We start from the raw sequence: 20,229 nt of genomic DNA, 5'->3' as shown, positions 1-20,229 counted from the left end.
CTACTCATGCTCGCGCAACTTCCACCGGCCTTACAGAATCTTCAGCTACCGCTGCGTCTTCGACTCTGGGACGGCCATGAATTCAACTTGGGCCCCGAGCCCAGTGTGACCATCGTGGTGAAGGACCCCACGGTCGTGTCCAAGCTGACTCATCCAACGCTCGATGCTTTGGGCGAAGCCTTCGTCGAGGGCAAGTTGGAACTGGAAGGCTCCATCTCCGAGGTTATCCGGGTATGTGACGAGTTGAGTCACGCCCTGATCGACGACGACGAGGGGAGTCATCCGGTGCGCTCGATCCACGACAAGGCTACAGACGCAGCGGCTATTTCCTACCATTACGACCTGTCCAACGAGTTCTACCAGCTATGGCTGGACCAGGACATGGCGTATTCCTGCGGGTATTTCGAAACCGGCAGCGAATCCATCGACCAGGCCCAACAAGATAAATTTCGCCATCTGTGCCGCAAGTTGCGGCTGCAGCCGGGTGAGTATTTGCTCGATGTAGGCTGTGGCTGGGGCGGCCTGGCGCGGTTTGCGGCGCGCGAGTTCGGAGTCAAAGTGTTTGGCATTACCTTGAGCAAGGAGCAGCTGGCGCTGGCTCGGGAACGGGTTAAGGCTGAAGGGCTGGAAGATCAGGTCGACCTGCAACTGCTCGACTATCGCGACCTGCCGCAAGACGGCCGCTTCGACAAAGTAGTGAGCGTGGGCATGTTCGAGCACGTCGGCCACGCCAACCTGGCGGAGTATTGCAAGACGCTGTTTGGCGCGGTACGTGAAGGTGGCCTCGTGATGAACCACGGCATCACCGCCAAGCACACCGACGGTCGACCTGTGGGGCGTGGCGCCGGGGAGTTTATCGAGCGTTACGTATTCCCCAACGGCGAGCTGCCGCACCTGGCGATGATGACCGCCGAAATCAGCGAAGTCGGGCTGGAAGTGGTCGACGTCGAAAGCCTGCGCCTGCACTACGCGCGCACCCTGGACCACTGGAGCGAGCGCCTGGAAGACAACCTCGAAGCGGCGGCGAAGATGGTGCCGGAGCAGGCATTGCGGATCTGGCGGCTGTACCTGGCCGGTTGCGCGTATGCGTTTGCGCGGGGCTGGATCAATTTGCATCAGATATTGGCGGTGAAGCCTCACGCCGATGGCAGCCATGAACTGCCGTGGACGCGGGAAGATATTTACCGCTGATTCAGACGCACTGAAGATCTAAAACTGTGGGAGCTGGCTTGCCTGCGATGGCGGTGTATCAGGACTGGATAGTTGCCTGACACACCGCCATCGCAGGCAAGCCAGCTCCCACAGTTGTATGGTGTTGTTGCTTAGAGGATGGGTGAAATAAGCCGCGCCACGCGCATGCCCAGCTGTTGCAGGCGCCGAGTCTCGCGGCTTTCTTCCTGGCTGACTTCATGGGCAAGGGCGAAGTCGTCCAGCAGCATCTGCTCCACTTCGCTGGCAAACGCCTCGTCCACCGTCAGCAGCATCACTTCAAAATTCAGCCGGAACGAACGGTTGTCCATGTTCGCGCTGCCGATGGCGCTGATTTCGCTGTCCACCAACACCACCTTCTGATGTAAAAAGCCTGGCTTGTAGCGGAACACCCGCACGCCTGCGCGTACCGCTTCGATCGCATAAAGGCTGGACGCGGCGTAGACGATGCGATGGTCGGGGCGCGACGGCAGCAACAGCCGCACGTCAACACCGCGCAGCACGGCCAGGCGCAAGGCCGAGAACACGGCTTCATCGGGGACGAAATACGGGCTGGTGATCCACACGCGCTCGGTGGCCGCATGAATGGCTTCGACAAAAAACAGCGAACACGTTTCATACGGATCAGCCGGGCCGCTGGCGAGTAATTGGCAGAGCACGCCGTCTTCGGGGTAAGTGTCCGGCAAAATCAGCGGTGGCAATTCGCGCGCCGCCCAGAACCAGTCTTCGGCAAACGACTCCTGCAGGCACGCCACCACTGGGCCGGTGACCTGCACATGGGTGTCGCGCCACGGTGCCAGCGGCGGCTTTTTGCCCAGGTATTCATCGCCGACGTTGTGCCCGCCGACAAAGCCGGTAATGCCGTCCACCACCACGATTTTGCGATGGTTGCGAAAGTTGACCTGGAAACGGTTGAGCCAGCCGCTGCGGGTGGCGAACGCTTTGACTTTGACCCCAGCGTCGCGCAGCGATTGCACATAACGGTGGGGCAGGGCGTGGCTGCCGATGCGGTCGTAGAGCACGTGAATGTCTACACCTTCGGCAGCTTTTTCCTTCAGCAGTGCATGCAGCTGTCTGCCAAGCTCGTCGTCATGAATGATGAAAAACTGGAACAGCACCGCAGTTTTGGCATTGCGAATGGCGTCGAAAATCGCGCTGAAAGTGGCCTCACCATTGATCAGCAAACGCACTTCATTATTGGCCAGGCACGGCATGCGTCCCAGTTTGGGCATGGCGCGCAAGGAACCGTAGGCGCTGGAGTTGCGCGCGGCCAGGGCTTCATCGACCCAGGGGCGCCAGTTCAGCTCGGTGATGGCGGTGTGCATTTCCTGGTTGGCCTGCCGACGTGCCTGGATGTACGCGTCGAAGGTGCTGCGGCCGAAGATCAGGTATGGGATCAGCGTCAGGTAAGGCATGAACATCAGCGACAAGGCCCAGGCGATCGAGCCTTGGGCGGTCCTGACCGTCAGTACCGCGTGGATCGCGGCCAGCGTCCCGAGAAAGTGCAGCGTGGCAATGAAGTAGGCGAGCAGGTGCGGGCCAAAAAAATCCATGAACGACATCACTCCAGGCAATCGAGTGCCTAACAGACCATGTTCCACGGCGAATGTCGCTATTTTATTTGCCGTGCAACACTGGCGGCTTTGCGGCGTCTAACGCCCACAATTACCCAGGAGTTACTCGATGAATGCTCGTCTGCTTGGTTTGGCCATGGTTGTTGGATTGACGCTGCCCGTGGCGGCTCAGGCGCAGATGCTGGCGCCGGGCTTGTGGGAATTGACCACCAGCAATATGAAAGTCGATAACCAGGACTTGCCGGACCTGTCGCTGATCCTCGGTCAGCTCAAGCAACAGATGACCCCTGAGCAGCGTGCGATGCTGGAAAAACAGGGCATCACCATGGCCGGTAAAGGCGTGCAGGTATGCCTGACGCCTGCCCAGGTCGCCTCGGATTCTATCCCGCTGACCGACCCGCAATCGGGCTGCAAGCAAGAAGTGACCGACAAGACCGGCAACCAATGGAAATTCCGCTTCAGTTGCCCGAAAGCCCAGGGCACTGGCGTTGCAACCTTCCAAAGCCAGCAGGAATTCACTACCAAGGTAAACGGTACTTTCAATGCCACCGGCGTCCAGCAGAAGGGCAGTCTGGACACCCACGCCCAGTGGCTGGGCAACGATTGCGGTACGGTAAAACCCCGCGCTTAAGCTGTGGGAGTTGGCTTGATCGCAGCACAGGTGCACAACGATTGAAGGTTGCCACCTTCTCTGTGGCGAGGGAGCTTGCTCCCGCTGGGCCGCGAAGAGGCCCCTGCTCTTTGCTTTAAAAGCATGGGACTGCTGCGCAGTCCAACGGGAGCAAGCTCCCTCGCCACAGGTTACTTTTTACCCTTCAGCCTTCTTGACTGAATGGCATTAAGGCGAGCCCGCTGGCGTCGGTCAGCGCAGAAAATGCAGGGGCAAGCCCTGGCAGCTGTCGACCACCTGGCCGTTGTGCCACGCCAGGTGGCCAGACACCAGCGTGGTGCTCACGCTGTGGCGAAAGCTGCGTTCGGCGAAGGGTGTCCAGCCACAGCGGGCGAGGATCGGCTGGCTGCTCACCGGTTTGCCTTCGGGCTCGGGTTTGATCAGCACCAGGTCGGCCCAATAGCCTTCACGCAAGTAACCACGGTCCGGGATGGCGAATAAATCGGCCACCCGGTGACTGGTTTTTGCCACCAGCGTGGTCAGGGGTAAATGCCCGTCGATGACCAGTTCCAATAACGCCGGCAACGCGTGCTGCACCAGCGGCAACCCGGACGGCGCTTCACGATAGCCCAACTGTTTTTGCGCCCAGGTATGCGGCGCATGGTCAGTGCCAATCACATCCAGACGATCACTCAACAAGGCCAGGCGCAACGCGTCGCGGTCGGCGCGGGTCTTGATCGCTGGGTTGCATTTAATCTGGTGGCCGAGGCGATGGTAGTCGCGGTCATCGAACAGCAGGTGGTGCAGGCAGACTTCGGCAGTGATGCGCTTTTCGGCCAAGGGTTTGTCTTCGAACAATGCCAGTTCGCGGGCACTGGTCAGGTGCAGCACATGCAGGCGCGTGCCATGGCGCTTGGCCAATTCCACGGCAAGGGACGACGAGCGATAACAGGCTTCGGCATCGCGGATCAGCGGGTGGGCGACCGCAGGGATGTGCTCGCCGAAACGCTCGCGCAGGCGTTGCTCATTGGCCAGGATGCTCGGCGTGTGTTCGCAGTGGGCGAGCAGGATGGTCGGCACTTGCGCAAACAGCCGCTCCAGAATCCGTGGGTCGTCCACCAGCATATTGCCGGTGGAGGCGCCCATGAACACTTTGACCCCGGCCACTGCACGCGGGTCGAGGGCGGCGACGACGTCGAGGTTGTCGTTGCTCACGCCAAAGTGAAAGCCGTAGTTGGCGACCGAATGCAGCGCAGCGCGACGCTTTTTATCGGCCAGTGCTTCCAGATTCAGCGTGGCCGGGTTGGTGTTGGGCATATCCATGAAGCTGGTGATGCCACCGGCCACTGCCGCGCGGGATTCGCTGTAGAAACTGCCTTTGTCCGGCGCGCCAGGTTCGCGAAAGTGTACCTGGTCGTCGATCATGCCCGGCAGCAGCCATTGGCCTTTGGCGTCGATTTCCACTGGCTCGTTGTAGCCTTCAAGGCTGCCGGCAATCTTCTCGATGCGGCCATTGGCGACCAGCACATCGGCGTCGAATTCCTGGCCTTCATTGACGAGGCGGGCGTTGCGGATCAGCAGGCGGCTCATGGTTCAGAACTCGTTTTGCAGGGCTTTGTAACCACGTACCAGGTCGACGTTGGTACGCGCGACGTCTTCGGAAAACTCCGAGGCGCTGACGCTCACCGGCGGGAATTGCGACAAGTCGGTATTGGGGCCGATGCGGGTGGTGGAGGGCACGTAGAAGGCGGCGGGCAAGTCGCGCCCATCGACCACCGAGTTGTGGCGTACCACACAGCCATCGCCGACGGCGCAGTTGAACAGCACGCTGTTGAAGCCGATGAAAACGCGGTCGCCCACGGTGCACGGGCCGTGGACGATGGAGCGATGCGCGATAGACGTAAACTCGCCAATCGTCACCGCCGCGCCGGACTTGGAGTGGATCACCACGCCGTCCTGGATATTGGAATTGGCGCCGATGGTGATCGGGTCCATGTCGCCGGTGGCGTCGACTTCGTCGGCGCGGATCACGGCGTAGGGGCCGACGAACACGTTCTCGCCGATGATGACCTTGCCGCAGATGATCGCGGTCTTGTCGACGTAGGCCGACTCGGCAATCACCGGCAGGTCGCCGGAGGGGTTTTTGCGGATCATGCAACAGGCTCCGTAATAATGTGAACGTGGTCGCCCACAATGGCGTTGTAGAAACAGGTCGGCCGCCCGGTGTGACAGGCCGGGCCTAGCTGGTCGACGATCAGCAGCACGGCGTCGCCGTCGCAATCCAGGCGCGCCTCAATCAACTGTTGCCAGTGGCCGGAGCTTTCGCCTTTGCGCCACAGTCGCTGGCGCGAGCGTGACCAGTAGCAGACGTGCCCGCTGGCCAGGGTTTCGGTGAGCGCCTGGCGATTCATCCAGGCCAGCATCAGCACATCGCCGCTGCCGTGTTGCTGGGCGATGGCGGCAATCAGGCCATCGCTGTTCCACGGCAGGGCGTCGAGCACGGGTTCGAGTGGAAAGCGGCTGCCAAGGGCAGCCTCTTCCAGGTCGAGCATGCTCAGGGTCATGGCTTGCTCAGGGCGGCGCACAGGGTGTTGAGGTTGTACTCGAACAGCCCGGTGAACGTGCTGGCCGGGCCTTCGGCGGCGAGGGCGTCGGAGTACAGCGTGCCGCCGATTTGCGCGCCGCTTTCGTCAGCGATCTGCTTGAGCAGGCGCGAGTCCTTGATGTTTTCCATGAACACGGCTTTGACCTTGTCCTTGCGGATCTGGGTGATCAGCGCAGCGACTTCGGCGGCCGAAGGTTCGCGTTCGGTCGACAGACCTTGTGGTGCCAGGAACTGAATGCCATAGGCCTGGCCCAGGTAACCAAAGGCGTCATGGGAGGTGACGATGCGACGGTTGCCGGCGGGCAGCGCGCCGAACTTGGTCTTGGCTTCGGCCAGCAAGCGGTAGATTTCTTTCAGGTAGGTCTGGCTGTTATGCAGGTAGTCGGCCTTGTTGGCCGGGTCGGCCGCCACCAGTGCCTTGGTGATGTTGTTCACATAGATTTCGGCGTTGGCCAGGTTGTGCCAGGCGTGCGGGTCCGGAATGGTTTCGCCGTCTTCTTCCATGGTGTGGGAGATCACGCCTTTGCTGGCGGTGACCACAGTAGCTTTGGTTTCGGTGCTGGTGACCAGGCGGTCCAGCCAGGGTTCGAAGCCCAGGCCGTTCTTGATGATGACCTTGGCCTTGAGCAGGGCTTTGGCATCGTCCGGCGTCGGCTCATAGGTGTGGGCGTCGGAGTCGGGGCCGACCATGTTGCTGATCTGGATGTGATCGCCACCGATCTGGTGAGTGATGTCATCGAGAATGCTGAAGCTGGTGACTACTTGGAGTTTGTCGGCGGCCTGGGCCATCGACAAGGGCAGCAGAAGACTGAACAGCACGAGTAAAGCGCGCATCGGGAAACACCTCATTGGGATGTAAGAGAGGGCGGGCGGCGCAGCAAGCCGTGCACCGGGCCGAAAACCACGGACAGCAGATACCCGCCGCCAGCCACCAGCACGATGGCCGGGCCGCTGGGCAGTGAGTAGTAGAACGACAGCAGCAAACCAAACCACACCGACAGGCATCCCAGCACCGCCGATACCGCAATCAACACCGGCAGGCGCCGGCTCCAGAAGCGTGAAGCAATCGCCGGCAACATCATCAAACCCACCACCATCAACGCGCCGATAGCCTGGAAGCCGATCACCAGGTTCAGCACCACCAGGGTCAGGAATAACCCGTGGGCGAGTGGGCCGAGGCGGCTGACGGTTTGCAGGAACAGCGGGTCAAGGGTGTCCAGCAGCAGCGGTTTGTAGATCAGCCCCATGGCGATCAGGCTGAAACCCGAGACCCAGAGCATGCCGGTGAGGGTGGTTTCATCCACCGCCAGGGCGGATCCGAACAGCAGGTGCAAGAGGTCCAGGCGCTTGCCGGCGATGCCCAGGATCAGCACACCCGCGGCGAGCGAAATGGGGTAGATGGCCGCGAGGCTGGCATCTTCACGCAGGCCGGTGCGGCGGGTGATCCATGCCGACAATCCGGCCATGCTCAGCCCAGCGCCGAGGCCACCGATGGTCAGCGCGGGCAGGCTGATGCCGGCGAACCAGAAGCCCAGTGCGGCACCGGGCAGGATGCCGTGGGCGACGGCGTCACCGATCAGGCTCATGCGCCGTAGAATCAAAAACACACCCAGCGGCGCGGTGCTGCACGCGAGTACCAGCCCGCCGATGAGGGCACGGCGCATGAAAACGAAATCTTGAAAGGGCATCCACAGGTGGGCGGCGAAGTGCATCAGGCCACCTGCATGTGAGGTTGCGGGCGGATCAGTTCTTTACTGGGGCCGAACACGCAGCCAGAGCTTTTGATTTGCACTACTTGCTGGGTGTGGTGGCGCACGGAGGCAAGGTCATGACAAACGATCACCACCGTGCGGCCTTCATCGTGCCAGGCGTGCACATGGTTCCAGCACAGCGCCTGGCCTTCTTCGTCGAGGGCGGCGTGGGGCTCGTCGAGCAGCAATACTGGCGCTTCAGCCAGGCTCATGCGCGCCAGCAGTGCACGTTGCAGTTCGCCGCCAGACAACGCCATCAACGGTCGATGCTCCAGGCCGCTGAGGCACCAGTCTTCCAGCACTGCGTGCAGACGCTGGCTGCGTTGTTCCGGGCTGAGTTTGGTACCCCAGAAACCGGCCGCGACCAACTCTTGCAGGCTGATCGGAAACTGCCGGTCCAGGTGTTGCTGCTGTGGCAGGAACGACAAGCCGCCACGACGTGGCACGTCCACGCTGACGTTGCCCGCCAACGGCTTTTGCAGCCCAGCGATGACTTTGAGCAGGCTGCTCTTGCCCGTGCCGTTGGCGCCAATGATGCCGGTGAGGCTGCCTTTTTCCAGGCGCAGATCCAGCGCAGGGGTGAGTGGTTGCCCGGGGGCGCCCCAGCGCAAAGCGTTGCAGGTGATCATGCAGAGTCTCTCGTCCAGCGGCTTTCAGCCACGGCATCGTGCGCGTGTAGGCTTTCGGCGTGGATCACTTTCAGGTGGAAGGCTTTGACAGCATCCGAGCGTTTCAAGGCGAGGTTCAGGCGGCGGGCGGCGTCTTCGCAGAACATCAGGTTCTGCCCATTGGCCAAGGCGAAGGCTTGTTCGTCCGCGCGTTTTACAGCGGTTTGCACGGCGGTGCCGAGGGCGGCTTCGACGGTGTCGATCAGGTCTGTGAGCGGCAGCGTGTTCTGGCTGGCGTCCAGTTGGATCGACAGTTGGGCGCTGCTGCGCTGGCTGTGGGGCGTGGCCACGATGCCGCTGGTGCTGCCGAGCCAGGTCAATACGTCTTCGTGCTGCACCGGTTTGTTGGCGAAGTCCTGAAGAAATTGCTGCTGAATCAACTGCCTGGCGAGCGCAGCTGAGCAAGGGCAGGTTGAGGAATAAGTAACGTCAATTTTTAGTTCCACGTGGAACATCTGGTTTTCCAGACGCGCTTCGATGCACACCGGGTAGCCTTTCCAACCGGCCAGCGGGCTGACCAGCGCCGGGCGTTTGAGTAACAAATCCGTGTGAATGCGCAAGTAGGCGTTCTTAGATAATCCTTCATGACTCTCGAGAAAGCGCTGCAGTACATTACGCAGAAGTGCAGGTGTAAGAAGCTGCTGGTCGAGCATTTCCAAGGCCAGGTACAGGCGCGACATATGAATGCCACGGGCCTCGCCATCGTCCAGGCTTACGCCTGCATCGGCGGTGGCAGTCAGGCGTTGGCCGTCGATGAGGATTGGCAGGGCGATGCCGCACATGCCCACCCAGTCGAGTGGCAAGGCTTGCCGTGAAGCCTGCGCGGCGATATCCGGCAGAGTCAGCGCATTCATGAGCAGGTCCATCGTTGGCAATAAAAAGACATGTTATATTATAACGATTAAGTCGACGATGATTTTTCTGCTCTAGTCTTTCTTCAGTCATGTCGAGCAGGGACGCTCCTTTATTTGCGGTGTTTTTCATGCACAGACGTCAGCTTCTCAATCTGCTGCTGGTCAGCCCTCTGTTCACCTTTCCATTGGGGGCGTTCGCCACACAGATTCGTAATGCGCGCTTGTGGCGCTCCGACGACAAACTGCGGCTGGTGTTCGACCTCAGCGGCCCGGTGCAATACAAGACCTTCTCCCTGACGTCGCCGGAGCGCGTGATCATCGACCTGAGCGGCGCCGGGCTCAGTGGTGATTTTTCGCAGTTGGCGCTGAAGGACAGTGGGATTACTTCGATTCGTTCGGGGCATTTCGGCAAGAGCGATACGCGCATCGTGCTGGACCTGGCCTCGCCGATGCAGCTCAACAGCTTTTTATTGCCGCCACAGGATGGTCAAGGCCATCGCCTGGTACTCGACCTGACCAACGCCACCCACGCGCCGCGCCAGATTGCTGCGCAGCCGGCGCCGCTGGTGGCTCCAGTAGATAAAGCGCACCCCAAGCGCGACATCATCGTGGTGGTCGACCCTGGCCACGGCGGCAAAGACCCTGGCGCCATCGGCTCCAAGGGTCAGCGCGAAAAGGATGTGGTGCTGTCCATCGCCCAACTGCTGGCCAAACGCTTGAAGCGCGAGAAGGGCTTTGACGTGAAGCTGGTGCGCAACGACGACTTCTTCGTGCCGCTGCGCAAGCGCGTGGACATCGCCCGTCAGCACAAGGCCGATATGTTTATCTCGGTGCATGCCGACGCCGCGCCACGCCTCACTGCCTCCGGGGCTTCGGTGTATGCGTTGTCCGAAGGCGGTGCCACCTCCGCCACCGCGCGCTTCATGGCGCAGCGCGAAAACGGCGCCGACCTGTTGGGCGCCACGACATTGCTCAACCTCAAGGACAAGGATCCGATGCTCGCCGGGGTAATTCTCGATATGTCGATGAACGCCACCATCGCCTCCAGCCTGCAACTGGGCAGCTCGGTGTTGGGCAGCCTGCAAAGCATCACCACGTTGCACCAGAAGCGCGTGGAGCAAGCCGGGTTTGCGGTGCTCAAATCACCTGACGTGCCGTCGATCCTGGTGGAAACCGGGTTTATCTCCAACACTCGGGACGCCCAGCGGCTGGTGACGGCGCGTCATCAACAAGCCGTGGCGGATGGCCTGTTCGACGGCCTGAAAAAATACTTCGAGAAGAACCCGCCGATGAACAGCTACATGGCCTGGGTTCAGGAACAGAAGAGCGGCCAGGTCTAACAGCCGGCTATACGGCTGCACGTGAACTTGGCGCTGGCGCCACCCGAACTGGAAAACCGGTTGATGGTGGTCCAGCCCACGCGGCGCGTGTAGCCGACCCACGCCTCACCATCGGACGCCAACCCGGTAAAGAATGTCAGCTGCCCATAGCGGCTACTGGTTTGTGCCCAATAGCGTTTGCCGATCACTTCAAAACCGCGCAAATACGTGGTGCTGCCAACCGTCGCCACGCTGTAGGCATTGCCCAGCGGGTCTACGCAGGCCAGCAAATTAGCGCTGCGCGTGCAGCTCGCCAGCAGGCTCGGCGTTTGCGCGCAGGCAGATCCTGCCACGCCCAATAACAGGGCATACACCAGGTATTTCATAGTGCCTCTCGGGCAAGAAAGTGTTCCAGCATTGCGCCCTTCGTCGTGGTGAGCAAGCGGGGATTGGCTTATTTGTGTTGTTATACTATAACATTAAAAAACAGCCTGACCCGTGAACCGCTTCCCATGACTGAACAAGAGCTCCTGGCCCAACTGCCCGCCGATTACATGAATGACGCTCAGCAAGGCTTCTTCCGAGCGCTGCTGCTGACGCAGCGCTACGAACTGCAGGCGCGTATCGAGGCTGAATTCCTGGTGCTGCGCGAGCAGGAAACCAACAGCGACCTGGCCGATATCGGCAGCGCCGAAGAGCAGCGCCAGTGGCAGCTGCGCCTGCTGGAGCGTGAAAAAAAGCTCTTGGACAAGATCGACGATGCCCTCGAACTGCTGGCCCGCGGCGAATACGGCTGGTGTCGCGAAACCGGCGAGCCCATCGGCCTGCAACGCCTGCTGCTGCGCCCCACTGCCACCCTGTCTATCGAAGCCAAAGAACGTGAAGAGCTGCGCGAACGCCATAAACGGGCGATTTGACCGGCCAACCCTGATGAGGATTACCTGATGACTAATCGCCTTCCCGTTACCGTGCTGTCCGGCTTTCTCGGCGCTGGTAAAAGCACGCTGCTCAACTACGTTCTGCGCAACCGCGAAAACCTGCGGGTGGCGGTGATCGTCAACGACATGAGTGAAATCAATATCGACGGCAGTGAGGTTCAGCGCGACGTCACGCTGAATCGCTCCGAAGAAAAACTGGTGGAGATGAGCAACGGCTGCATCTGCTGCACCTTGCGTGAAGACTTGCTGGAAGAAGTCACAAAGCTCGCCAAAGAAGGGCGCTTCGATTACCTGTTGATCGAGTCCACCGGCATTTCCGAGCCGCTGCCCGTGGCCGAAACCTTCACGTTCCGTGATGAAAACGAGCAAAGCCTGGCCGATATCGCACGCCTGGACACCATGGTCACCGTGGTCGACGGCATGAATTTCCTGCTCGATTACCAAGCTGCCGAAAGCCTCGCTTCCCGGGGTGAAACCCTGGGCGAAGACGACGAGCGCTCCATCACCGATTTGCTCATCGAGCAGATCGAATTCGCCGACGTGATCCTGATCAGCAAGATCGACCTGATCAGTAGCCGCGAACGCGAGGAGTTGATGGCAATCCTTGAGCGCCTCAATGCCCAGGCGGAAATCATCCCGATGGTGATGGGCGAAGTGCCGCTGAACAAGATCCTCAACACCGGCCGGTTCGACTTCGAACGCGCAGCGCAAGCGCCGGGCTGGTTGCAGGAGCTACGCGGTGAACATGTGCCGGAAACCGAAGAATATGGCATCGCCTCCACCGCTTACCGCGCGCGTCGCCCGTTTCATCCGCAGCGTTTCTTCGACTTTATCGATCGCCCGTGGGTGAACGGCAAACTGCTGCGCTCCAAGGGCTTTTTCTGGCTGGCGAGCAAGCATCAGGATGCCGGCAGTTGGTCCCAGGCCGGTGGCTTGATGCGCCATGGTTTTGCCGGGCGCTGGTGGCGTTTTGTGCCGAAAAGCCAGTGGCCGCAAGACGAAGAAAGCGTAGCGGCGATCATGGGCAACTGGCAATTGAGTACCGGCGACTGCCGCCAGGAACTGGTGTTTATCGGGCAAAACATCGACTTCGCGCAGATGCGCGCCGAGCTGGACGCGTGCTTGCTTAACGATGAAGAAATGGCCCAGGGCGTCGAAGGCTGGCGCCAGTTGGCCGACCCCTTTGGCCCTTGGTATGAGCAGGTAGCCTGATGCTGGCCCCGGTAATTCCCTTACGCCCGGTGATCCGGCAGACCCGGGGTGAAACGCCGCTGGCGCTGTCGGACATCCTCGAAAATGACGTCAACCTGGCGCTGTGGCAGCGCCAGTTGCCCCTGCATATCGCCGAATTTGGTGCCTTGCTGGTGGCGCTCAATGAGCCGTTGGCGGACTCCTTGGTGATTGATCTCGACAATGACGAGGCTGTGCCCAATTTGCAGGGTTTAGCCTCCAGTTGCCGTGATCTTGAAGGTTACGAAGGCTTTATCGCCGATGTGTCCTGGCTGGTCAGCGCGTTTGCTTGCCTGCTCGGTGCCAAGAGGATTGGCGTGCGTTTGCGGCTGTTGGACAAGGCCATGTGCCCGCGTTTTCACGTCGACCATGTGCCGGTTCGACTGATCACCACCTACGCCGGCATCGGCAGCCAGTGGCTGCGCGAAGGCGTGATGGACCGGCGTAAACTCAGCCAGCCCGACGCGGAACCTACCGAGCGTATCGAGCAGGTCCACTGCGGTGAAGTGGCTTTGCTCAAGGGCACAAAATGGCACGGCAACGAGAACCATGGCTTGATCCATCGCTCACCCGCGCTCAAGGCCGACGAGCGCCGGTTGATCCTGACGCTGGATTGGCTCGCATAACCGCGTAGGATCAAGCGCTCTACCCGGCCTGAATGAAGCCCCATGCTGCAGAACATTCCTACCCACGTGATTGCCGGGCCTTTGGGCGCCGGCAAGACCAGCCTGATCAAACACCTGTTGGCCCAACGCCCGGCCAACGAGCGCTGGGCCGTGTTGATCAATGAGTTCGGGCAAATCGGCCTGGACGCTGCCTTGCTTACACAGGACGACGACGGCATTGCGCTGGGCGAAGTCGCTGGTGGCTGTTTGTGCTGTGTGAATGGTGCACCGTTCCAGGTAGGGCTTGGCCGCCTGTTGCGTAAGGCCAAGCCGGATCGGCTGTTTATCGAGCCCTCGGGCCTGGGGCATCCGGCGCAGTTGCTCAAGCAGTTGCGCGAGGCGCCATGGCAGGGCGTGCTCGCGGTTCAGCCGTGTGTGTTGGTATTGGATGCCCAAGCATTGGCAGCGGGCAAAGCTTTGCCGCAAGCGCAGCAGGAAGCGCTGGCCAGCGCCGGTTTGTTGGTATTGAACAAAGATGAATCGTTGGATGCCGCACAGCGCCAGGCCATAGAACAGCAACTGCCTGCTTGCCCGATTTACTGGACACGCCAGGCGCAGTTGCCGCTCAAGCAATTGCCCGGCCTGGATGCACAGGCTGGCGCAGCTGTGGATAACTTCGAGGTGCCCAAAGGTGTGGTACAGATGCCGGCCGTCTGGGTTGATCCTGCGTTGCCCATTTGCCTGAGTCAGGCCCAGGAAGGTAGCTGGAGTATCGGTTGGCGCTGGCATCCAAGCCAGTCGTTCGACATTGCGCGCCTGCACAGCTGGCTTTCTGGCCTTGAATGGCGCCGCGCCAAGCTGGTTATCCACAGCGGCGATACCTGGGTGTCGGCTAACGCTGTGGATAATGGTCCACTCGCCTGGCAACCCAGCGAGTGGCGCCGCGATTCACGTATTGAATTGATCTTCAGCCAGCCACAGGACGTGGCTGGGCTACAGAGCACGCTGGCCGCGTGCCGTCAGTGACGGGTCTTGCTGGCGTGGTCCTGGCGCCATTGGCTCAGCTCGATGACTTCGGCGCTGGGCTGCGGTGTCTTGATCTCGAACGGGTAGGGCGCCAATTCGATCTGCGCGCTGTGTGCGCCAAACTGAGTGATAGTCCCGGGGTGACGGGCTTCGCCGGTCACGGTGAACTCAAAGTTGTAAATGCGTGCCAGACGCCGTCGACCATTGGCATCTTTCACAAAACCGATGCGTTTTAACGCCACTGCGCCGTCGAGCAGTTCGATATCCAGTTTGGCGCAATGCTGCTTGACCCGCTCCAGCGCCCGTTCACGCAGGCCGTGGTTGTGCCACACCCAGGCGGCACCGGTCGCCAACAGCATCAACACGAAGATATTTCCCAGGGTCAGCATGCGATGAACTCCAACAAAGTGAGAGCAGCTTAACTGTGTCTCTGGTCTGTCGTACAGGCTGGGTTTAGTCGCATACTGCGCGGCCAGAATTCAAACGGCTTTACGGAAATCTCCCGCATGAAACGCACACCTCATCTGCTTGCGATCCAGTCTCATGTGGTCTTTGGCCACGCCGGAAACAGCGCCGCCGTGTTCCCCATGCAGCGGGTCGGGGTGAACGTCTGGCCGCTGAACACGGTGCAGTTCTCCAATCACACTCAGTATGGCCAGTGGGCGGGCGAAGTGCTGGCGCCGCAGCAAATTCCGGCGTTGGTAGAAGGCATTGCCGCGATTGGCGAGTTGGGCAACTGCGATGCGGTACTGTCCGGCTACTTGGGCAGTGCCGACCAGGGCCGAGCGATTCTTACCGGCGTGGCCCGTATCAAGGCCATCAACCCCAAGGCCCTGTACCTGTGCGACCCAGTCATGGGCCATCCGGAAAAAGGCTGCATCGTGCCCCAGGAAGTCAGCGATTTCCTGCTGGACGAGGCGGCGGCCATGGCGGATTTCCTGTGCCCCAACCAGCTGGAGCTGGACAGCTTTGCCGGGCGCAAGCCGCAATCGCTGTTCGATTGCCTGGCCATGGCCAAGGCACTGCTGGCCCGTGGGCCGAAGGCGGTATTGGTCAAACACCTGGATTATCCGGGCAAGCTGCCGGAGGGTTTCGAGATGCTGCTGGTTACCGCTGAAGGCAGCTGGCACTTGCGCCGGCCGTTGCTGGCGTTCCCGCGTCAGCCGGTGGGGGTGGGCGACCTGACGTCGGGGTTGTTCCTGGCGCGTGTGCTGTTGGGTGACAGCCTGTTGGCGGCCTTCGAATTCACCGCCGCAGCGGTGCATGAAGTGCTGCTGGAAACCCAGGCCTGCGCCAGTTACGAGCTGGAGCTGGTACGGGCTCAGGATCGTATCGCGCATCCTCGCGTACGCTTCGAAGCAACACCCATCGGCCTGTAAGCACACAAAACCCAATGTGGGAGCTGGCTTGCCTGCGATAGCGGTGTGTCAGGCGACAAAGATGTCGACTGTCAGGCCCTCATCGCAGGCAAGCCAGCTCCCACATTCGATTGGGTTTACAGCTCGGGATTTATGGCCCGTCTGCCTTGATTTCCCGATAACGCTTCTCCAGCTCCTGACGAATCTGCCGACGCTGCTGCGCCTGCACAAAGCGGCGCTTGTCTTCGCTGTTCTGTGGCTGCAGCGGCGGTACGGCGGCGGGTTTGCGCTGGTCGTCCACGGCCACCATGGTGAAGAAGCAGCTGTTGGTATGGCGCACCGAGCGCTCGCGGATGTTTTCGGTCACCACCTTGATGCCCACTTCCATCGATGTGTTGCCGGTGTAGTTGACCGAGGCCAGGAAGGTCACCAGCTCGCCGACATGGATCGGCTCGCGAAAAATCACCTGGTCGACCGACAGCGTAACCACATAACGGCCCGCGTAACGGCTCGCGCAGGCGTAGGCCACTTCGTCGAGGTATTTGAGCAGGGTGCCGCCGTGCACATTGCCTGAGAAGTTGGCCATGTCAGGGGTCATCAATACCGTCATCGACAGCTGGGCGTTTCCGGGTTCCATAGCACACTCACGGGTTGTAGGCATTGGTTGGGGGACACCTCTACGGGTGCTGGAATCTTTACAGCGCTCTCCCTAACGGGACGCCAGTGGGCGGCTTGCCGTCACGCGAACGCCGATCTGTTTCCATATATTGCACCGGCTTTCTGCCGGAAGTCGTGGTGTTAACCTTCAAAAGCCCATCCCAGGGCATTTCTTACGATTAAGGCAGACTTTTCCTTCCGCGCTTAGCGATTGTTCAAGGGCGCGTGTGGAAGTGGGAAAAGCGCCAGCACCCCTCAAGGAGCCCCTCGTCATGCACGCCATCAGCTTTATCCAGGACTTGGCCGTGATCATGCTGGTGGCAGGGGTTGTCACCATCCTGTTCCACCGCCTCAAGCAGCCGGTGGTGCTGGGGTATATCGTCGCGGGGTTCATCATTGGCCCTCACACGCCACCGTTCGGCCTGATCCACGACGAAGACACCATCAAGACCCTGGCTGAGCTGGGGGTGATCTTCCTGATGTTCTGCCTGGGCCTGGAGTTCAGCCTGCGCAAGTTGTTCAAGGTCGGCGCCACGGCGTTTATCGCGGCCTTCCTGGAAATCATCCTGATGATCTGGATCGGCTACGAGATCGGCCGCTGGTTCGACTGGAACACCATGGACTCGCTGTTCCTCGGCGCGATCCTGGCGATTTCCTCGACCACCATCATCGTCAAGGCGCTCAATGACCTGAAGATGAAGAACCAGCGTTTTGCCCAACTGATTTTTGGCGTGCTGATCGTCGAGGACATCCTGGGCATCGGCATCATCGCCTTGCTGTCGAGCATCGCCGTCAGCGGCACGGTGAGTTCCGGTGAGGTGTTCTCTACGGTTGGCAAGCTGTCGCTGTTCATGATCGTAGCGTTGGTCGTCGGCATTTTGCTGGTGCCGCGCCTGCTGGCCTATGTGGCCAAGTTTGAAAGTAACGAGATGCTGCTGATCACCGTATTGGGCCTGTGTTTCGGCTTTTGCCTGCTGGTGGTCAAACTCGAATACAGCATGGTGCTGGGTGCGTTCCTGATCGGCGCGATCATGGCCGAATCTCGCCAGTTGATTAAAATTGAACGCCTGATCGAACCGGTTCGCGACATGTTCAGCGCAATCTTCTTTGTCGCCATCGGCTTGATGATCGACCCGCAGATCCTGCTGCAGTACGCCTGGCCCATCGCGGTGATTACCGTGGCGGTGGTGCTGGGCAAAATGCTGTCCTGCGGCCTGGGGGCGTTTATTGCCGGCAATGATGGCCGTACCTCACTGCGTGTAGGTATGGGGCTGTCACAGATTGGCGAGTTTTCCTTCATCATCGCCGCGCTGGGGATGACCTTGCAGGTGACCAGTGACTTCCTCTATCCGGTGGCGGTGGCGGTTTCGGCGATCACCACGCTGCTCACGCCGTACTTGATTCGCGGCGCTGACCCATTGTCGTTGAAGATTGCCGCGGTAATGCCCAAGCGCATGAGCCGGGTGTTCGGCCTGTATGGCGAATGGTTGCGCAGTATTCAGCCTCAAGGTGAGGGCGCGATGCTGGCGTCGATGATTCGCAAGATCATCCTGCAAGTGGGCGTGAACCTGGCACTGGTGATCGCGATCTTCTTTGCCGGCAGCTTCTTCGCGGCGCGCATTGGCGGGTATCTGGAAGGCTGGATCAGTGATCCGAGCTGGCAGAAGGCATTGATCTGGGGTGGGGCGTTGCTGCTGTCGCTGCCGTTTCTGATTGCGGCGTACCGCAAGCTCAAGGCGCTGTCGATGTTGCTGGCGGAGATGAGTGTGAAACCGGAGATGGCCGGGCGGCATACCCAGCGTGTGCGACGGGTGATCGCGGAGGTGATCCCGATCCTGTCGCTGTTGGTGATCTTCCTGCTATTGGCAGCCTTGTCGGCGAGTATTTTGCCGACCAACAAGTTGCTGGTGCTGATTGCCGTGGTCACGGCGGCGGTGGCGGCGGTGCTCTGGCGGTGGTTCATCCGCGTGCATACGCGGATGCAGGTCGCCTTGCTGGAGACCCTGGATAACCACAAAGATACGCCAGAGCACTGATGTCATTGTGGCGAGGGAGCTTGCTCCCGCTGGGGTGCGCAGCAGCCCTAAAACAGTCACCTCGCCACACCTGGAAAAACGCGTTGCCCTGGTTGGGGCTGCTTCGCAGCCCAGCGGGAGCAAGCTCCCTCGCCACAAAAAGCGTCAGCTTTCCAGCCAGACGTCCCGCGCCCAGTGCCACACCGATTCCCAGGTTTCTTCGGTGACCAGTTCTTCTTCGCCGGACCACAGCACCACGGTGCCGTCCTCTTCGACGCAGTAGTAGTCATCGCCGTCCTGGCAGATCGGGATCATGCTGCGGTCAACGCCGGCGTCCCAGGCGTTGGCGGCAACGTCCGGCAGGTAGGTGTGGGACTGCGGGTCGGTGACGGTCACCGGTTCCAGGCTGCCGTACACCACGTCGCTGACGGTCAGCAGGAATTCACGGAATACAAACGGGATGTCGATGAACAGTTGTTCTTCGATTTCCACAATCTGGTCTTCGTCAGGCAGCTCCAGAGGAACCGGGACCGGTTCGTTGGCTTCACGCAATTGTTCGATGATTTCTTCCACGGCCGGGATCCTCTTGCTAGTTGGCGCGGTTAATAGGGCGTTTTATACAGTAGCTCGCTATAAGTGCAACCGCGAAATAGAAAACCCCGGAACATGTCCGGGGTTTTTATTACCAAGTGCTCAAGCGTAGGGTTATCAGCCGTTCTGGCGGATACCTGCGACCAGCCAAGGCTGGTTCTCGCCTTGCGGGCGTTCCATGTTCCAGCTTTCGCTGAACACTTCACCCTGGTCGAAACGCGAGGTCTTCGACACACCGCTGAAGGTCAGGGTGGCGATGGTCTTGTCGGCGCGATCATCCACACCGTCCAGCTGTACGCGCAGGTCGTCGATGTAAGTCGACTGGAACGCATCACCGATTTCGGCACGTTCGCGCTTGAGGAACTCCAGCAGTTGCGGGGTCACGAACTCGGCGATCTTGTCCATTTCGTTGGCGTCCCAGTGCTGCTGCAGGGACTGGAAGTGGCTGCGGGCCGCTTCGACGAAACGTTCTTCGTTGAACCAGGCCGGTGCATTGATCACCGGGCGGGCGGCGGCAGGTGCTGCCGAACCACCGAAGATCGAACCCATGGCTGGTTTTTGCTCGAACACTTCACGCTGCATCGGCGCGCCGGCTGGCGCCAGGTGCTCCTGCTGCTTGCGTCGACGGGCGGCGATAAAGCGGAAGATCACAAACGCGATGACCGCCAGGATCAGGATGTCGAAGATCTGCATGCCCTGGAAGCCGCCGCCCATGAACATGGAAGCGAGCAGGCCACCGGCGGCGATACCGGCCAGAGGGCCTAACCAGCGCGAAGCACCGCCGGCCTTGGCAGCAGCGCCAGCGGCACCGGCTGCACCAGCGGTCGCAGCTGCGCCGCCCATGCCACCGGCGGAAGGAGCCATTTGGCTGGTCTGGTGAGTCGGAGCCGAGCCCATGCTTTTGCCGCCACCGAAGCGCTTGGCGTTGGCGTCGAGGCTCATCGTCAGGCCGATGCACAACGCCATGGCGATGCTAAGAAAACGTTTCATAAAGGGAATTCCCATTTGTGGATTGCACGCGCGCCATGTTGCACAGGTGTCGTGACAGTGGCTAGCGACATAATGTTTCGGGCTTTTGCGTAAGACCGATTCAGAATGGCCCGTAGGACTTATCTCAGATATTGGCCCGCGCTTGGTAAAAACAAGGGCGGGCCATCAACCTTCATGTAACGCGAAGTTTCATCATATTGGCTTATGTGGCGAGGGAGCTTGCTCCCGC

22 protein-coding genes are annotated in these 20,229 nt (G+C 60.5%); 9 read left to right on the top strand and 13 right to left on the bottom strand.

Annotation, left to right across the window (positions count from 1 at the left end; translation table 11 throughout):
* Positions 1 to 6 precede the first annotated feature (6 nt).
* Complete coding sequence (cfaB, locus tag GIW48_RS02700; RefSeq protein ID WP_017135094.1) at positions 7 to 1,191, top strand: C17 cyclopropane fatty acid synthase CfaB; 1,185 nt, start codon at positions 7 to 9, stop codon at positions 1,189 to 1,191.
* Positions 1,192 to 1,322: 131 nt separating this feature from the next.
* On the opposite strand, the gene cls is transcribed toward cfaB, so the two are convergent.
* A complete protein-coding gene (cls, locus tag GIW48_RS02695; protein WP_177034728.1) occupies positions 1,323 to 2,762 on the bottom strand; it encodes a cardiolipin synthase in 1,440 nt (479 codons plus the stop codon).
* A 130-nt stretch (positions 2,763 to 2,892) separates the two neighbouring features.
* On the opposite strand from cls, the gene GIW48_RS02690 reads away from it, so the two are divergent.
* Positions 2,893 to 3,414 (top strand): DUF3617 domain-containing protein, encoded by a 522-nt coding sequence (locus GIW48_RS02690; RefSeq protein ID WP_017135754.1) that lies wholly within the window; start codon positions 2,893 to 2,895, stop codon positions 3,412 to 3,414.
* 231 nt (positions 3,415 to 3,645) lie between these two features.
* Here the strand turns inward: GIW48_RS02690 and GIW48_RS02685 are convergent, their stop codons facing one another.
* From GIW48_RS02685 to folE2, 7 genes are read right to left on the bottom strand one after another with little or no spacing between them, the layout of a single operon-like run.
* On the bottom strand, positions 3,646 to 4,983 hold the full coding sequence (locus GIW48_RS02685) for a dihydroorotase (protein ID WP_236460338.1): 1,338 nt from the start codon (positions 4,981 to 4,983) through the stop codon (positions 3,646 to 3,648).
* A 3-nt stretch (positions 4,984 to 4,986) separates the two neighbouring features.
* A complete protein-coding gene (locus GIW48_RS02680; RefSeq protein WP_017135756.1) occupies positions 4,987 to 5,547 on the bottom strand; it encodes a gamma carbonic anhydrase family protein in 561 nt (186 codons plus the stop codon).
* Positions 5,544 to 5,957, bottom strand: coding sequence for a phosphoribosyl-AMP cyclohydrolase (gene hisI / locus GIW48_RS02675; protein WP_099550219.1), 414 nt, complete (start codon positions 5,955 to 5,957; stop codon positions 5,544 to 5,546). Before hisI ends, GIW48_RS02680 begins: the two co-directional genes overlap by 4 nt.
* A complete protein-coding gene (locus GIW48_RS02670) occupies positions 5,954 to 6,832 on the bottom strand; it encodes a metal ABC transporter substrate-binding protein (RefSeq protein ID WP_056860918.1) in 879 nt (292 codons plus the stop codon). Before GIW48_RS02670 ends, hisI begins: the two co-directional genes overlap by 4 nt.
* Positions 6,833 to 6,843: 11 nt before the next feature.
* On the bottom strand, positions 6,844 to 7,710 hold the full coding sequence (locus tag GIW48_RS02665; protein ID WP_186617229.1) for a metal ABC transporter permease: 867 nt from the start codon (positions 7,708 to 7,710) through the stop codon (positions 6,844 to 6,846).
* A complete protein-coding gene (locus tag GIW48_RS02660) occupies positions 7,710 to 8,378 on the bottom strand; it encodes a metal ABC transporter ATP-binding protein (RefSeq protein WP_099550220.1) in 669 nt (222 codons plus the stop codon). Before GIW48_RS02660 ends, GIW48_RS02665 begins: the two co-directional genes overlap by 1 nt.
* Positions 8,375 to 9,271, bottom strand: coding sequence for a GTP cyclohydrolase FolE2 (gene folE2, locus GIW48_RS02655; protein ID WP_236460337.1), 897 nt, complete (start codon positions 9,269 to 9,271; stop codon positions 8,375 to 8,377). The genes GIW48_RS02660 and folE2 overlap by 4 nt, the downstream gene beginning before the upstream one ends.
* Positions 9,272 to 9,399: 128 nt before the next feature.
* Here folE2 and GIW48_RS02650 point away from each other — a divergent pair, with 128 nt between their 5' ends.
* On the top strand, positions 9,400 to 10,611 hold the full coding sequence (locus GIW48_RS02650; protein ID WP_099550222.1) for an N-acetylmuramoyl-L-alanine amidase: 1,212 nt from the start codon (positions 9,400 to 9,402) through the stop codon (positions 10,609 to 10,611).
* Here GIW48_RS02650 and GIW48_RS02645 read toward each other — a convergent pair.
* Positions 10,608 to 10,976: a glutamine synthetase gene (locus GIW48_RS02645; RefSeq protein ID WP_170036646.1), complete on the bottom strand. Its 369-nt coding sequence runs from the start codon at positions 10,974 to 10,976 to the stop codon at positions 10,608 to 10,610. The two genes, GIW48_RS02650 and GIW48_RS02645, sit on opposite strands and share 4 nt — an antisense overlap.
* A 126-nt stretch (positions 10,977 to 11,102) precedes the next feature.
* On the opposite strand from GIW48_RS02645, the gene dksA reads away from it, so the two are divergent.
* Genes dksA through GIW48_RS02625 form a run of 4 tightly spaced genes read left to right on the top strand, consistent with a single transcriptional unit; the run spans position 11,103 to position 14,389 of the window.
* Positions 11,103 to 11,507: an RNA polymerase-binding protein DksA gene (gene dksA / locus GIW48_RS02640; RefSeq protein WP_169987863.1), complete on the top strand. Its 405-nt coding sequence runs from the start codon at positions 11,103 to 11,105 to the stop codon at positions 11,505 to 11,507.
* A 27-nt stretch (positions 11,508 to 11,534) separates the two neighbouring features.
* Positions 11,535 to 12,740 (top strand): zinc metallochaperone GTPase ZigA, encoded by a 1,206-nt coding sequence (zigA, locus tag GIW48_RS02635; RefSeq protein ID WP_017135764.1) that lies wholly within the window; start codon positions 11,535 to 11,537, stop codon positions 12,738 to 12,740.
* Complete coding sequence (locus GIW48_RS02630; protein WP_186617236.1) at positions 12,740 to 13,384, top strand: DUF1826 domain-containing protein; 645 nt, start codon at positions 12,740 to 12,742, stop codon at positions 13,382 to 13,384. Before zigA ends, GIW48_RS02630 begins: the two co-directional genes overlap by 1 nt.
* A gap of 42 nt (positions 13,385 to 13,426) precedes the next feature.
* Positions 13,427 to 14,389 carry a CobW family GTP-binding protein gene (locus GIW48_RS02625; RefSeq protein ID WP_236460336.1) on the top strand — a complete coding sequence of 321 codons (963 nt, stop codon included), beginning with the start codon at positions 13,427 to 13,429 and terminating at the stop codon, positions 14,387 to 14,389.
* On the opposite strand, the gene GIW48_RS02620 is transcribed toward GIW48_RS02625, so the two are convergent.
* Positions 14,383 to 14,778 (bottom strand): DUF3301 domain-containing protein, encoded by a 396-nt coding sequence (locus GIW48_RS02620; RefSeq protein WP_017135767.1) that lies wholly within the window; start codon positions 14,776 to 14,778, stop codon positions 14,383 to 14,385. The two genes, GIW48_RS02625 and GIW48_RS02620, sit on opposite strands and share 7 nt — an antisense overlap.
* A 117-nt stretch (positions 14,779 to 14,895) precedes the next feature.
* On the opposite strand from GIW48_RS02620, the gene pdxY reads away from it, so the two are divergent.
* Positions 14,896 to 15,768, top strand: coding sequence for a pyridoxal kinase PdxY (pdxY, locus tag GIW48_RS02615; protein WP_058421087.1), 873 nt, complete (start codon positions 14,896 to 14,898; stop codon positions 15,766 to 15,768).
* Positions 15,769 to 15,898: 130 nt separating this feature from the next.
* On the opposite strand, the gene GIW48_RS02610 is transcribed toward pdxY, so the two are convergent.
* Positions 15,899 to 16,384 carry an acyl-CoA thioesterase gene (locus GIW48_RS02610; protein ID WP_017135769.1) on the bottom strand — a complete coding sequence of 162 codons (486 nt, stop codon included), beginning with the start codon at positions 16,382 to 16,384 and terminating at the stop codon, positions 15,899 to 15,901.
* A gap of 292 nt (positions 16,385 to 16,676) precedes the next feature.
* Here GIW48_RS02610 and GIW48_RS02605 point away from each other — a divergent pair, with 292 nt between their 5' ends.
* Positions 16,677 to 18,440 (top strand): cation:proton antiporter, encoded by a 1,764-nt coding sequence (locus tag GIW48_RS02605; protein WP_236460335.1) that lies wholly within the window; start codon positions 16,677 to 16,679, stop codon positions 18,438 to 18,440.
* Between the two features lie 144 nt (positions 18,441 to 18,584).
* Here GIW48_RS02605 and GIW48_RS02600 read toward each other — a convergent pair whose 3' ends face one another.
* Together GIW48_RS02600 and GIW48_RS02595 are read right to left on the bottom strand one after the other, a co-directional pair.
* The gene (locus GIW48_RS02600) at positions 18,585 to 18,992 is read right to left on the bottom strand and encodes an SMI1/KNR4 family protein (protein WP_017135771.1); all 408 of its coding nucleotides are present in this window, start codon (positions 18,990 to 18,992) and stop codon (positions 18,585 to 18,587) included.
* Positions 18,993 to 19,127: 135 nt separating this feature from the next.
* On the bottom strand, positions 19,128 to 20,000 hold the full coding sequence (locus GIW48_RS02595) for a Tim44 domain-containing protein (RefSeq protein WP_056860905.1): 873 nt from the start codon (positions 19,998 to 20,000) through the stop codon (positions 19,128 to 19,130).
* Positions 20,001 to 20,229 lie beyond the last annotated feature (229 nt).

The organism is Pseudomonas sp. PA-6-3C, from assembly GCF_021605825.1.
Taxonomy (GTDB): Bacteria; Pseudomonadota; Gammaproteobacteria; order Pseudomonadales; family Pseudomonadaceae; genus Aquipseudomonas; species Aquipseudomonas edaphica.
Note: the sequence above shows the minus strand (reverse complement) of the source record. Positions and strands in the feature narration are given on the sequence as shown.

What these genes read in the sequence shown, in the direction of transcription:
- cfaB (WP_017135094.1), top strand. Translation starts at nt 7, where the DNA reads ATGCTCGCGCAACTTCCACCGGCCTTACAGAATCTTCAGCTACCGCTG.
- cls (WP_177034728.1), bottom strand. Translation starts at nt 2,762, where the DNA reads ATGGATTTTTTTGGCCCGCACCTGCTCGCCTACTTCATTGCCACGCTG.
- GIW48_RS02690 (WP_017135754.1), top strand. Translation starts at nt 2,893, where the DNA reads ATGAATGCTCGTCTGCTTGGTTTGGCCATGGTTGTTGGATTGACGCTG.
- GIW48_RS02685 (WP_236460338.1), bottom strand. Translation starts at nt 4,983, where the DNA reads ATGAGCCGCCTGCTGATCCGCAACGCCCGCCTCGTCAATGAAGGCCAG.
- GIW48_RS02680 (WP_017135756.1), bottom strand. Translation starts at nt 5,547, where the DNA reads ATGATCCGCAAAAACCCCTCCGGCGACCTGCCGGTGATTGCCGAGTCG.
- hisI (WP_099550219.1), bottom strand. Translation starts at nt 5,957, where the DNA reads ATGACCCTGAGCATGCTCGACCTGGAAGAGGCTGCCCTTGGCAGCCGC.
- GIW48_RS02670 (WP_056860918.1), bottom strand. Translation starts at nt 6,832, where the DNA reads ATGCGCGCTTTACTCGTGCTGTTCAGTCTTCTGCTGCCCTTGTCGATG.
- GIW48_RS02665 (WP_186617229.1), bottom strand. Translation starts at nt 7,710, where the DNA reads ATGCACTTCGCCGCCCACCTGTGGATGCCCTTTCAAGATTTCGTTTTC.
- GIW48_RS02660 (WP_099550220.1), bottom strand. Translation starts at nt 8,378, where the DNA reads ATGATCACCTGCAACGCTTTGCGCTGGGGCGCCCCCGGGCAACCACTC.
- folE2 (WP_236460337.1), bottom strand. Translation starts at nt 9,271, where the DNA reads ATGAATGCGCTGACTCTGCCGGATATCGCCGCGCAGGCTTCACGGCAA.
- GIW48_RS02650 (WP_099550222.1), top strand. Translation starts at nt 9,400, where the DNA reads ATGCACAGACGTCAGCTTCTCAATCTGCTGCTGGTCAGCCCTCTGTTC.
- GIW48_RS02645 (WP_170036646.1), bottom strand. Translation starts at nt 10,976, where the DNA reads ATGAAATACCTGGTGTATGCCCTGTTATTGGGCGTGGCAGGATCTGCC.
- dksA (WP_169987863.1), top strand. Translation starts at nt 11,103, where the DNA reads ATGACTGAACAAGAGCTCCTGGCCCAACTGCCCGCCGATTACATGAAT.
- zigA (WP_017135764.1), top strand. Translation starts at nt 11,535, where the DNA reads ATGACTAATCGCCTTCCCGTTACCGTGCTGTCCGGCTTTCTCGGCGCT.
- GIW48_RS02630 (WP_186617236.1), top strand. Translation starts at nt 12,740, where the DNA reads ATGCTGGCCCCGGTAATTCCCTTACGCCCGGTGATCCGGCAGACCCGG.
- GIW48_RS02625 (WP_236460336.1), top strand. Translation starts at nt 13,427, where the DNA reads ATGCTGCAGAACATTCCTACCCACGTGATTGCCGGGCCTTTGGGCGCC.
- GIW48_RS02620 (WP_017135767.1), bottom strand. Translation starts at nt 14,778, where the DNA reads ATGCTGACCCTGGGAAATATCTTCGTGTTGATGCTGTTGGCGACCGGT.
- pdxY (WP_058421087.1), top strand. Translation starts at nt 14,896, where the DNA reads ATGAAACGCACACCTCATCTGCTTGCGATCCAGTCTCATGTGGTCTTT.
- GIW48_RS02610 (WP_017135769.1), bottom strand. Translation starts at nt 16,384, where the DNA reads ATGGAACCCGGAAACGCCCAGCTGTCGATGACGGTATTGATGACCCCT.
- GIW48_RS02605 (WP_236460335.1), top strand. Translation starts at nt 16,677, where the DNA reads ATGCACGCCATCAGCTTTATCCAGGACTTGGCCGTGATCATGCTGGTG.
- GIW48_RS02595 (WP_056860905.1), bottom strand. Translation starts at nt 20,000, where the DNA reads ATGAAACGTTTTCTTAGCATCGCCATGGCGTTGTGCATCGGCCTGACG.